Genomic DNA, 13,298 nt, shown 5'->3' with positions numbered 1-13,298 from the left:
AAAGGATATTTAAAAAATGATATATATAATTATATCTGTTATTGTTGCAGTTATCGTAATAGGTGCTGGTGTTTGATTCTTTTTAAAGAAAAAGAAAGAAAAAGAAGCACAAAGAAAAAAAGCGGCTTTTGAAAGAAAAAAATCAGAATTAAAAACTAAAATAGAAACTCTAAAATCTCCTGATAAAGAAAATAATTTAGCAAAACTTAATTCTATGCAAGTTGAAAATAATACAATTAAGGATTTAGAGACTTTCAGTACAGAAATCGATAATTTAATAGCTAAAATGCTTTTAGAAGAAAAAGAAAGACAAGAAAGAAGAATCGATCTTGCTGAAAATGAGTTTACTGTTATTGAAAACAAAAATACAAAAATCATTACCCAATTTTTAAAAACTCCTGGAACATATTACTGAGAAGAAGATGAAGAAATTAAAACTTCTTTATTTGAAAACGAAGGAGCAAGCAAAGCAACTTTTGGTTTAGACGAAACTCCAATGAGATTTGATATTAACAAATTGTTTACCAAAGATAACAAAAGATTAAATATTGAATTAGTATTAATGTGAAAGGTTTTAGAACCAGAATTATTTTATAGACAAAAAGAAGCTCATAAGAAAAAATTAGAAATTGGTGTTAAAAACTCTATTTCAGATTTTATAAGAAGCAAAAATTGAGAAGAATTATCAGGTATAAACAATCAACTAAAATCTAATTTATTAAAAGAAATTGAATCAATTGTATCTAATACAGGTTTAGAAATAGTTAATTTAAATAATGATATTAATTTAGACGAAGATGATGTTAAAGCATTAAAAGAAATTAACACAGCAGAAGAAAAAAGTAAAATTAAAAAACTTGAAACAGAAGATGAATATTACAGATTAAAAAGATTAGCAGAAGCAGAAAGAGACTATATTGAAATTATAAAATCTGCAAATATTTCAGAAGAAGTATTAGTTTGAAAAGCCATTGATAAATTATCCGATTTAATCAAATCAAAAAACACTAATACTCTAGTTGTTTCTCCAAATTTAAAAGAAACAGCATTGGAAATAGTTAAAGGCGAAACTAGCGTAAACAAAAAATAATGATAAATAAGAGAAAAGAGAATATAAGTTCCATACTATATCTAATCACAATTCTAACATCGATAATCATTAATTCGATTTTATCTTTTAGTGAAATAAATATTTCATTTCTTAAAGAAAATGAGCAGTTTTTTGTACTTATAATTTATATTGCGTTTTTAATATTTTTTCAATTCTATCTCATTTGGAATATTATAAGAAAAGGAACATTTTCAATATTGTGATGATTCTTGACTTTTTCTCTTGTCCCGATTACAAATGTTTTATTTAGTGTTTCTATTCTGTTTTTTAAAGGTGCTAATGAAATAGATTGGGCATACAAAGTAGGATCATGATGTTATGGAATTGCTTTTTCGATATCAACATTATTATTTATTTTAGTTTTAGTTATATTTATAAGGAGACAAAAAAAATAAATGTTTAAAAAAAATAAACAAAAAAAAGTTAGAACTTGAGAAGATGATTTGTGAGAGTTTCAAAAAAGTATATTTTTTTTTAAAATTATAGTTATTATATGTTTGCTTTTATTATTTTTTAAATTATTGTATATTTGAACAAGTTGGTTCTATATTATGAAAGATCAATTATCAACTACATTATGAGTGGTTATGTTTTTAGTGTCACTGTGGTATATTTTTTTTAGTTATAAAACTTTAAAAAAACCTTTTTATATTTTTAGAACTATAACTCATATAGCATTTTCATCTTTTTCTCTCATTGTACTTCTTTTATATATTTATTCTTATGACGGAATTTATAGTGATAACCTAGCAATCTCTTATGCACGTATAATTTTAAATCTTTGAGGTGAATGAGCGTTTTGAATTTTAGCAATTTTAATACTTTTTCCTATTTCTCTAATTAGTTATTTAAAACTTAAAAAGATTAAAAAAGATCATCCTGAGTGAAAAAACTTAGGTAAAAGAAAAATTTCAGAAAAAACAGCAAAAGGGATTGAAATAATAACTTTGGATGGGGTAAAATATTATGAACCAGAAGAGTTTGATGAAGTATGAAAAGAATATAAAATTTTACCTAGTGACATCCATGATTTAACAAAGGAAAGATTAATAAAAGTGCAAGAATTACTAACTAACAAAGAAACTATAATTGACGGAAATAAATTTAAAATTTTTGATAATAAAACTTCAGTCCTTCCAAATGAAGCTTTCGATTTCATAAGAAATAGAATTCATTATAAATTAAAGGACGTAAAGAAAAATATTGAAGATTATAAAGAAAAAAATCCAAGCATTAATCAAGAATGAATGAGAGAAATTTTAATAGAATTACTTAAATGTATAGATCTTAGCGAATAATAAAATAAATTTTAATTATAAAATTAAAGGAACATAAATTTGGTTTTCCAAATTTATGTTCCTGTTTTTTTCTTTTTTTAACATAGTTTTTTTATTCGTTTTCTTTTAATTTTTCATAATAAATTTTGAATTTTTATATATTACTTAAGATAACATTTGTTTGCTATTTTATAAATTTTTATAATTTTCTTGCAAAAAAAAAAAAAAAAGTATAATAAATATGAAAGGAGGAAAATGTTTTCAAAAAAGGATGAAAAGAACAATAAAATTATTTTCAATTATCAAGAAAATAAAAGTGAAAAGAATTGAGCGATAACGTTATTAATTTCTTTATTTTTAGGTTTAGTAGGGATAGATAGATTATATATTGGTAAATTTAATTGAGCAAAAACTATAACTGCTGGCGGTTTAGGTGTTTGATATATTGCAGATTTGATACTTATTATGTTTGGATTGATGAAAGATAAAGAAGGAAAACAAATTAAATAATTATGTCAGAACGAATAGTTTCATTGATAAAAATAAGAAAAAATTTTAAAATAATAGTTGTCATATTTATTTTATTTTTTATATTACTTATTTCCACAAGTATCTTTTTAAATTTATTAGACATATACAAGAATGATACTATTAATAGTATTTATTATTATTATAATTTATTAATATTGCCGATTGGTTGAATTGCCTTGTTTATTGCTAGTATTATTTACATAATAATAAATCTTATATATTCTTTAAAATTACAAAAAATAAATAAAGAATATAGGAAAATTTTGATTGTTAATATTTCTGTCTTAACTTCATTATTTATAGATATTATTATATTTTCTATTTTTTTAATAATTTTCGTTAAAAGAAATATACAAGATGAAAACTGATTTTTAAATATTTCTAATATTGATTTAATTATTTTAGGTTTAATAATAATTTTAATATCTACCTATCTTTTTTTTGTAAATTTATTTATGGTTTGAAAAATGGATAAAACTATACTTCCATTATTATTTAAGCACCAATATAATATCCATAATATTTAAAATAATTTGTTAAAAAAAAGATTCAAATATATTGCGATAGGGGATTCTGTTGCATCTGGTTTTAACTTAAAATATTGTTTTGAAATGCCAGATTTACAAACAAAAAATGTTTTACCATCATCTTATCCTTTTTATATTTACCAGAATATTAACGATTTAAATAACAAAAAAATTCAAAAATTTTCTAATTTTTCATTAACAGGATCGAAAATTGAAGATTGATTAAATTTATTAAAAACAAATGAAGTAAAAAATAAATCTTTTTCTGATTTTTTGCTTTTGTGAGATTCTGATATTCAAAACCCGTTCAAAAATAGAATTTCAAAACAATTCAAAAATTTTGTTAAAAATAGCGGTTCTTTGTTAAAAGAAGAAATAAAAACTGCAGATTTTATAACAATAACTTTAGGAGCTAATGATTTCTTAGCTAATTTAATTGAATATATATTTCAATTTTTGGTTAAAAAAGACACTTCTTCTTTAATTAAATTAAGAGAAAAAATAATTGAAATTTATGAAGTTAACAAAAAAAATTTATTTGATTTGATAAACTTAATTAAAAAAGAAAATAACGAAATAACTATATTTTTAGTAGGTTACCCTCTTGGGTTTTTAAATATATTTCCACTTTTTAATCATTTCTTTTTAAAAAAGATAAAGGTTGAAGATTTCTTTTTTTGAATCAATAATTCAAAAAAAGAAATAGCAAAAAAAATGAATTTAATTTATGTTGAGCCTGATAATAAAAAATGGATAAGAAAAAGAAAAAAATTTTCAAACTTTTTTTTAGATTTACACCCAACTGAAGATGGTTATAAGGAATTAGCATTAGATTTTATAAAACAAAATAAAGATTTTTTTTCAATAAATAATATAAAAAAAGCAAAATGATTTTGAAAAAACAAAAAAAGAATTTATGAAAATATAGATAATTCTTATCATCTTTTTTCAATTAGTAGAATCGTTTTGTATTGAATAGAAGCTAAACTTTTAATGACAAAAAAAATAATTCAAAAGTTTTTTTTGCAAATAGAATCGTATTTTATATTTAAACAGGAATTTAAATTGTTTTTAAGTCAAAATGACTTTTTATTTATATTTGAATTAGTAAAACAAATAATAAAAACAAGAATCTTAGATAAAATTTTTATAGAGATTCAGTTTATATTCGAAAATAAAAAACTTGATTTCTTTAAATTTAACAAAATAAAACAGTTGAAAATTCTTAATTCAAAAATAATAAGTGTATTGTTACTAAATTTTAATGATTTATTTATATTATTTAAAAAAATAAATAAAAAAGAATCAAAAGAATTTATGAATCATTTGATTAATTTTTTCTTAATAAATAAAAATAATAAACTTTTTAAAAAGATTCCTTTGTTTTTGATTTCAAAAGAAACTAATAAATTTTTAAAAGTATTACTAAAGGAATTATGTGACTTAACTAATCAAATCCCTAATTTTGATTTACATTATTTTTTGAAAAACATCAGACAAGAAAATTTTTATGAACTGTGCCTTCTGTTAAATTCAATTATACAAACAACAGATATAGAAAAATTAGAAGAATGATTTCTGTTAACTTTTAAAACAAGAAGAATAAATAATTTGAATTACAATAATATTGAAATAATAGTTAAAGAAATTTTTAAATATTATTGAATTTTTAAAAAAAATAATCCACTATATAATGATAGACTTAATCCGTTTTATAAATTAATTAATAAAATTATAGCAATTATTTTGTGACTTTTATACAAGAAATATATAAATAAAAACAAATTTAAAAAATTTTTATTTCATTCTTACTTGCCGATAACAATAGAAAGAAAAGTTTTTAATTTCTTTTGTGAAAAAAATCCTGAATCAAAAGAAATTATCACACAAATTTTTGGTAATCGTAAATTTATACCTTTTTATAAATTTAACAAAATAGATAAAAATGATTTAGTTAAAATTATATATTTTAGTGATAAAAAAGTAAAAGGTCAAGAAATTTTTTATAGAGAAATTTTTATACAAAATTTAAAAAAATAAATAAGGAGAAATATATGCAAAAAGCAGGATATTGAAGAAGATTTTTAGCAAACCAAATAGATTTTTATTTAGGTGGTTTAACATTTGGAATTATGTTTATAGTTCAATTAGTTCAGTATTGTAAAGGAGAAGCTACTCTTGGTATGAAAATTATGCATTTAAAGTATAGTTATGGAAAAGGTAGAATGTTGAAATTATGATTACATAATTTTTGATGAAAAATGACATTTATAAGTTTTATTGTAGATATTATTACAATTGTAGCAAAAAAAGGAACTTTTCCAGAAAAATGGGCTGATAATTACATAATTCTTGATAATAAAGAATATTAAAATAGAAAAATTTTATAAAAAGGAAAAATAGTATTTTTGTAAAAAACACGAATTTTTTTGTGTAAAGTAGGATAATTTATTTAGACACATTTTATCAGTAATACCACTGGTAAAATTTTTTTATTTTGAAATTTAAGAATTTCAAATTTTGTTTATTGTTTTTCAATAAAAAATTCAATTTTTTCTTCCATACAAATAGTTATTTTAAGTAAAACTTCATAAATTAATAATTTTAGCATAAATATTAAGGCAAACTGCAAAACACAGGAAAAATAAAGAATTTTGTAAAAAAACACAAACAGATTTGTTTGTAAACAGGGACATAAATTTGGTGTCCCAAATTTATGTTTTTATTTAAGGAGAAAAATGTCAAAACAATTAAAATCAGAAGAATGAAAATATTGAATTGAAAGATATTTAGATAATTGCGAGAAAATTAGAAATTTAGATTTATTTTGAACTGAATATTTTCATTTTAGAAAAACAAAACCAACTTATTTTAAAAAAATGTTTTTTAAAGAAAAAGTTAAACTTTATAATTTAGGTATGAATTTAGAATCTAAAACAGGAAAATCACCTAAGAAAAATAAAGGCGTTGGAAGAAAAAGAAAAATCTTAACACCAGAAGAAGAGAAAAAAAATTGAGATAGTATCCCAAAAGAAATTTTAATTAAATCCATAAAAATTTATCAAGATGTTTTACCTAAAGAAGTTTTTGATGAGATTTTTAATCGTGTTGTAAAAGAACATGAAGAAGAGCAAAAAAAGAAAAAAAAGAAGCAAAGAATTTTAGAAAATTTCTTTTTACTATGAAAATTTCTAAATCAACTTTTTACAGAAACAAGAATAAAAATGTTGAAGCAAAAGAATTGAATCAAGAAGAAAAATTGATTTATGAAGGTTTTACTGAAAATAACTGTTTATATGGAAGAAAAAGACTTGAAGTTTTTATACAAAAAAAACATAAAAATAAAGATAAATTACAGGAAAATAGGTAGAATTATGAATAAATTAAATTTATTTTGCATAGTTAGAAAAAAATCAAAAAGAAGAGAAGATAAAAATACTTCAGCAAAATTTGAAAACATAATTAATAGAGATTTCCAAGGAAAAAACAACAATATTTTTGCAACAGGTGTTTCTTATATAACATCTCCTAAAGATGTATTTGATTCTAATCATGTATATTTTTCAGCAACAATTCATCACAAAACTAAAAAGATTGTTTCTTGAAATTTATCAAGAAATAATGATTTGAATTTGGTTATAGAACATAATAAAGATTTAAGTTTTAATGAAAAATGAATTATGCATACTGATTCATGGAAGTGTTTATTCTTCTAATAAATTTGTAGAAATTATTGAAAAAAATAATGGAATAATTTCAATGTCAAGAGTTGGTAATTCATTAGATAATAGAGAAATTGAATATTTCTTTTCTAACATAAAGAGCGAATGTTTATCACACATTAAAATTAAAAATTTAACTTTTAATAATTTAAAAGAAATGATTAATAATTATATAAATTGATATAATCAAGAAAGGCCACAATCAATTTTAAATTGAAAAACCCCAAATGAAATTTGAAATTCTTGAATTTCAAAGTAAAAAAATTTTACCAGTGATATCACTGGTAAAATGTGTCCCAATAAATTGTCCCACTTTAGAGCTAAATGAATATCATCTAAATTTATTTCTTTAAGAATTGATTCCCTTTCTTTAATCATAATTACCTCTTTTCTAAAATAAGTATTTTTTCCACTTTGGTAGCATTTCCTTTTTTTGTATTCATTGCTCTTAGTGATTTCTTATTATTTTCAATTTTTTGAATTATTAAGTCTACTTTTATATAATTTACATCATTTTTAATTTTTGCTCAAGTTTCTTCTATTAAATTAGTATTATAAACATCCCCTACTACAAGGCAAACTTTAGATCCTATTTTAAGTTTTGGATAAATATTGTTTAGATATAATTTTATAAAATCAATATATTCATTTAATTTAAGTTTATCTTTTAATTGAATTTCTTTTGAAACGTTTTTTCTATCATATCCTAATAATCATAATTTTATTCAATTTGATCTTGTATAATCTACAATAGATAAATAAGGAGGAGAAGTTATTACTAAATTAATAGAATTATCTTCAACAAATTTTAGTGGTTTTAATGAATCTCAATATTTAAATTTTACTTCATTTTTTTTGGATAACAAAAAGTGAAATTTTTTTTCAATTCTATTTTTTATATTATTAAAGATATTAATATTCGGAGTTGTTAAGTTATTTGTTTTTTTATATTTTTCAACATATCCTGGAGACATCGAAATAATGTTAGACATAGACACCGAGAAATAAATTGTATCACCATTTTTTTTCATTGGTCCATGCATCAATCCTAAAGATATTGCAAGTAAAGCATTCATATATTTACCATTAAATTTTCATTTTTTACCAATTTCTTCTCTTATAAAAATTAATTGCTTTAATGTTGGTTCGGAGAAATAAATAAGCATTTCTTCGAAGTTTGTTATCTCTATTTCCTCTTCTTTTTCTTTAAATTTTTTTTCTAGTTTTTCTAGTTGAAGTAGAAGTTTGTGTTTAAAAAGTTGAGATATTTTAAATTTAGACAAAACATAGCTATAAGGGTTTAAATCATTTCCAACAAATTTTCTATTTAAAAATCTTGAGCTAATTGCAGTAGTGCCTCTTCCTGAAAAATTATCCATTATAACATCATTTTCTTTTGAATATTTTTTTATAAACTCTAATGGAAGATCAATTGGAAACATAGCTAAATAAGAAGAAATTGAATTAATTTCTTTCAATTTATTAATTTCTTTTTTTTCTAAATAAGTATTTCTTTCCATATATACTCCATTATTTTAATTTTATCATTTTTCAATAATTTTAAATCAAATATCATATCCTTATTTTTAAGACATAGTTTCATTTATAGTATGTTTAAAACAAACAGATAAATTATAATTATTATATTATAATTTAATACCTTATTTTTGATTTTATTATATTTAACTACATAAACAAGAAAAAGTTTATATGTTTTATTTAAAAAAATGGAATTTTACCAAAAGAATAAAAATATATACAAAATAAAAATAAAAAATAAAGAAAATGATAAAAAAACACTATTTTTTATTTTATGTTTTATAATTTTAATGTAATAAAAATTAATAAAAGGGAGATTTTTAATAAATGAAAGCAACAAAAGTTATTTTAGTAGGAGCAGGAGCGGTTGGTGCTTCTTTCTTATATTCTGCTATTAATCAAGGATTAGCTGCAAAATACGGAATCATTGATAAATTTGAAGGACCAAGAGATGGAAATGTTCTTGATTTAGAAGATGCTATTGTTCCTTCTGTTAGAAAATATGAAGTATTTTCAGCAAATTATTCAGATGCTAAAGATGCTGATATAGTTGTTATAACAGCAGGAAGACCACAATTACCTGGTGAAACAAGATTAGAAATGGTAAAAGACAATTCTTTAATTATGAAAGATATTGCAAAACAAATTAAAGATAGTGGATTCAATGGAATTACAATCATTGCATCAAATCCAGTTGATATCCTTACATATGTATACCTAAAAGAAACAGGTTTTGATCCTAAAAAAGTTATTGGTTCAGGAACAATTCTTGATACTTCAAGATTAAAACAATTACTTTCTAAAAAAACAGGAGTTTCAACAAGCAATATAGAAGCATTTGTTATTGGTGAACATGGAGATTCTTCATTAATTAACTATTCAACTTTTAAAATAGCAGGGTTACCTTTTAGTAAATATGAAGAAAAATCTGGAGTAAATGCTTCAAATTATGAAGAAGAATTAGAAAAACCAGTTTATACAAAAGCATATAAAATTATTGAAAGAAAAAGAGCAACCTTTTATGGTATCGGTGCATGTTTAGCACAAATAGTTAGAGTAATTCAAGAAGATTCTAATGCTGTTTTACCTTTAGGAGTGTATTTAAATGGCGAATATGGTGCTTCTGATGTTGTAATCGGAGTTCCTGCTATTGTTGGTTCTGAAGGAATAAAAGAAATAGTTAATTTAGATTTAAATGACAAAGAAAAAGCAAAATTCGCTAATTCTGTAAGAATTGTTAAAGAAACAATCAAATCAATTCAATAAATAATTTAAGAGAAACTTTTCTAAGTTTCTTTTTTATTAAAATAAAAAATATATTTTAAAAACTTAAAATAATAGTGGTAAAATTTAAATAATTATATATAAGGAAAGATTTATGAGAAAATTTAATGCAAAAACAATAGCCTTTGTTGCTGTTTTTATGTCCATATCTACAATAATGCTTTTATTGGGTATTAGATTTTTTCCTTTTGCAGCTTTACCTAATTTTCGTTTTTCAATAATTGGTTTACCTATTAAAATTACAGGATTTATTTTTGGACCAATTGTAGGTTTATTAACAGGATTTTTATCAGATTTAATTTCTTTTCAATTTGTTCCTAGCACCTATTCAATTTATTACACTTTAGCTTTATCTATTACTGGATTTATTCCAGGAATAATTTCATGATTATTTTTTGATTTTATTAAAAAAAGATTAAATGAAAATTATATTCAAAAAAATATAAAAGAAAAAAGTAAATTTTATGCTTTAAAAATAGAAAATCTTTCTTTATCACTACTTTCTCTTTCTAATGAAAAAGAAATAAAAAAAATTAATAAAAAAATTTCAACAATTTCTAAAAGAATTAATAGATTAAATAAAGAAACACAACAAAATACTTTATTTACTTCTATGTTAATTTTTTGTTGAATTATAATGATAGTTGTTGCTGCTATTGTTTCTACCATTGTATTTTTAGCTCCTGATAAATTATTAGAAGAATCAAAATACATAAAAAATAAAGTAGGTTTTTTAATTTTAATGTTATCTGGAAACGGAACCATGTTGATTTTTATAACAATAGCAAGATTTTTAAAATTTTTTCAACAAAAAGATAGATTTACTACAATGGTTCCTATTATTGCTTTTTCAGTTATTTTAGAACCAACATCAAGTGCAATATTAGCTTTAGGTGATGTTCAATCTGGTGCTTTCCCAACTTTTGAAGTAGCACTAATTACACATTTTATTGTGTCGCCTATTAAAATTTGAGTTAATTTATTTGTTATTTACCTTACAAGTTTAGTAATCCTTCCGATTGTAAAAAACAAAAATAGAAATAATTATTAAAGGAAAATATGGAATTTACAAACAAAATAATTTCTTTACTTGATGTTACTTATGAAGACAAATTAAAAAACTTAAATTTAGAAATAAATAAAGGAGAAGATGTCCTTATTTTTTCTTCTAATAAGAAAATCCCTTTTTGTTTTAAAGAACTCTTAGTTTTTAAAAATAAAAATTATTCAGGCGTCATTAAAATAGGAAAGAATTTTTTAAAAAAGAATTTTAAAGATTTTTGAATACCTGAAAAAGTTTTATCAATTTTTTCTAATAAAAATAAAAATCACTATTTCGATAAACCATTATTTGAAATAATGAAATATTCTTTTAATACTAATGAATATGATTTTAAATTAATGAGAGATTTCCGTAAAGATTGAAAAGAAGTCAGTGACGAATATCATTTTTTCATAAAAGAAGAGGAAGAAAAAATATCATACGATCTTTTTGAAACACAAATTAAAATTTTTGATCAATTTTTTAAAAAAATTAATTATAAAGAATTTTTACAGAAATTAGAACAAAATAATTTTAATTTAAGTGAGTTAAATGATTATTTAGATAAAAGAATAGATATGCTAAATACAAGTTTAAATAATATAACTTACTATGAAATTAAAAAATTTAATGTTTATGAAAAATATAGAGATAAATACAGAAAAAACGAAGGAAAATTACAAAATTTAAGAACTGAATTTGAAATTGCTGAAAAAGAAGTTGAATCATTTGAACATTCTTCAGAATTTGAAATCGCTTCTCATAATCACTTTCAAGAAATTAATCAATTAAAAGCAGAACTTAAAAAAAGAAATGAATTTTTAAAAAACGGGTTTTTAAAAAATGGAATATATTATTTACTTATAAAATCATTGAAACTCAAAATTAAAGAAACTAAAAAGGATTTAAAAGAAGCATATAAATCTGCAAACAAAGAACAGATTGTAAAAGCTAAAATTAATTATTGAATCAAAAGAAAAACACTTTATATTTTTAAACATAATAAAAAGCATCTAAAGTATGTAAAACCGAGCGTTGTTAAAGGTTTTTATAACACTATTAAAGAATTTGAAATTGAATTTTTCAATAACCTATTTTTTGATTTTAAAAGGGGTAAAACAATTAAATTGGATAATCAACTAGAAATAATAGAAGAATATCACGAAAAGAAATTTACACTAAATAAAATAAAAATCTTAAATGAAAAGAAATTATTAGACACTTTAATAGAAAAAAAAGAATTAAAAAAAGAAATAAACTTTTTAAAAAAAGCAACAATTGAAGGTTCTAAAGAAATCGATCAAGTAGAAAAACATAAAAAAACAAATGTTTTATGAGAAAAAAAAGCAAATTATGTATGAGAAAAAGAAAAAAATGAAAATTTATTAGCTAATAGCATTGAAATTAAAATGCAAAATAATTCTAAATTAGAACAAGAAATTATCAATAATATTATTGCAATTACTAAAATTGATAGATTTTTATTTTCTTTCTTAAAAAGAAAAAATGAAAATAGCAATGAAGTGGAATTAGAAATATTTAAAAAAATAAAAAACGTAATTTTTTTAAATGATCATTTTTATGTTATTTATCACCCTATTTCTTTTTTATATACAAATGACTTTGAAGATAATGAAATCATTCAGAACGTTATTATTAAAAATGAATTATATAATTTTTTAAAATCTATTAATATAGGTATTGATAAACTCTGAATTCCTTATTCAGATTTAACACAAGAAGAGAAAATAAAAATAGACATAGGAAAATTAAAATTATATTCTCCAGAAGTTGCTCTTGTTGATTTAAATAAGACAATTTTTGATAAAACGTATGTAGATCAATTGGTGGCAAATAAAAATCCAAATACTAGTTTAATAATTTTTGCAAGTGATTTTATTGAAACAAAGCATATTAAAAATTTTGTTTTTATAGAAAAATCAAGAATAATTGAATGTTCATTTAATAATATTAAAAAGGAATTTGAAAGTGAATTTGCTAAAAAATTTTATAAATTTAAATCTTTCGATTTTTCTATTATTGATAAAATTAGCGAACATGAATATGATGAATTATATTCTTCAAGAAGATACTTTAAAAGTAATCGATCAGAAATTTATATTTCAGATAATGAATTAATTTCATCTAAAATTTTAAGTCATAGACAAAAACCGAAAAAAACACCTAATTTTGTAAAATTAGAAGACACGGTTATAATTGATTATACAGAAGAGAAAAGTTTAGAAAATACAGAATAAAAGGGGA

At 21.1% G+C, this 13,298-nt stretch carries 11 protein-coding genes; 10 read left to right on the top strand and 1 reads right to left on the bottom strand.

Features of this window, described 5'->3' with window-relative positions; translation table 4 throughout:
• Positions 1–16: 16 nt before the first annotated feature.
• The 7 genes from ACR34G_RS03830 to ACR34G_RS03800 all read left to right on the top strand — a co-directional run bounded on the left by ACR34G_RS03830 (position 17) and on the right by ACR34G_RS03800 (position 7,427).
• Positions 17–1,090 carry an SPFH domain-containing protein gene (locus ACR34G_RS03830; protein ID WP_436358657.1) on the top strand — a complete coding sequence of 358 codons (1,074 nt, stop codon included), beginning with the start codon at positions 17–19 and terminating at the stop codon, positions 1,088–1,090.
• Positions 1,091–1,662: 572 nt separating this feature from the next.
• Positions 1,663–2,409, top strand: a complete 747-nt coding sequence (locus ACR34G_RS03825; RefSeq protein WP_436358656.1) for a hypothetical protein — start codon at positions 1,663–1,665, stop codon at positions 2,407–2,409.
• A gap of 234 nt (positions 2,410–2,643) precedes the next feature.
• Positions 2,644–2,898, top strand: coding sequence for a TM2 domain-containing protein (locus ACR34G_RS03820; RefSeq protein ID WP_436358655.1), 255 nt, complete (start codon positions 2,644–2,646; stop codon positions 2,896–2,898).
• Between the two features lie 554 nt (positions 2,899–3,452).
• Complete coding sequence (locus ACR34G_RS03815) at positions 3,453–5,486, top strand: SGNH/GDSL hydrolase family protein (protein WP_436358654.1); 2,034 nt, start codon at positions 3,453–3,455, stop codon at positions 5,484–5,486.
• 14 nt (positions 5,487–5,500) lie between these two features.
• A complete protein-coding gene (locus tag ACR34G_RS03810) occupies positions 5,501–5,818 on the top strand; it encodes a hypothetical protein (RefSeq protein WP_436358653.1) in 318 nt (105 codons plus the stop codon).
• 366 nt (positions 5,819–6,184) lie between these two features.
• Complete coding sequence (locus ACR34G_RS03805; RefSeq protein WP_436358652.1) at positions 6,185–7,162, top strand: hypothetical protein; 978 nt, start codon at positions 6,185–6,187, stop codon at positions 7,160–7,162.
• The gene (locus tag ACR34G_RS03800) at positions 7,113–7,427 is read left to right on the top strand and encodes an integrase core domain-containing protein (protein WP_436358651.1); all 315 of its coding nucleotides are present in this window, start codon (positions 7,113–7,115) and stop codon (positions 7,425–7,427) included. The genes ACR34G_RS03805 and ACR34G_RS03800 overlap by 50 nt, the downstream gene beginning before the upstream one ends.
• A 121-nt stretch (positions 7,428–7,548) precedes the next feature.
• On the opposite strand, the gene ACR34G_RS03795 is transcribed toward ACR34G_RS03800, so the two are convergent.
• Complete coding sequence (locus ACR34G_RS03795) at positions 7,549–8,688, bottom strand: DNA methyltransferase (protein WP_436358650.1); 1,140 nt, start codon at positions 8,686–8,688, stop codon at positions 7,549–7,551.
• 346 nt (positions 8,689–9,034) lie between these two features.
• Here ACR34G_RS03795 and ACR34G_RS03790 point away from each other — a divergent pair, with 346 nt between their 5' ends.
• From ACR34G_RS03790 to ACR34G_RS03780, 3 genes are all read left to right on the top strand, one after another.
• Positions 9,035–9,973: an L-lactate dehydrogenase gene (locus tag ACR34G_RS03790; RefSeq protein WP_436358649.1), complete on the top strand. Its 939-nt coding sequence runs from the start codon at positions 9,035–9,037 to the stop codon at positions 9,971–9,973.
• Between the two features lie 112 nt (positions 9,974–10,085).
• Positions 10,086–11,042 (top strand): hypothetical protein, encoded by a 957-nt coding sequence (locus ACR34G_RS03785; protein ID WP_436358648.1) that lies wholly within the window; start codon positions 10,086–10,088, stop codon positions 11,040–11,042.
• A gap of 8 nt (positions 11,043–11,050) precedes the next feature.
• On the top strand, positions 11,051–13,291 hold the full coding sequence (locus ACR34G_RS03780; RefSeq protein WP_436358647.1) for a hypothetical protein: 2,241 nt from the start codon (positions 11,051–11,053) through the stop codon (positions 13,289–13,291).
• Positions 13,292–13,298: the final 7 nt, after the last annotated feature.

Origin of the sequence: Mycoplasma sp. 480 (assembly GCF_051353065.1) — a bacterium.
Lineage (GTDB): Bacteria > Bacillota_I > Bacilli_A > Mycoplasmatales > Metamycoplasmataceae > Mesomycoplasma_A.
The sequence above is the reverse complement of the archived record's forward strand: the minus strand, read 5'-3'. Positions and strand labels throughout refer to the sequence as shown.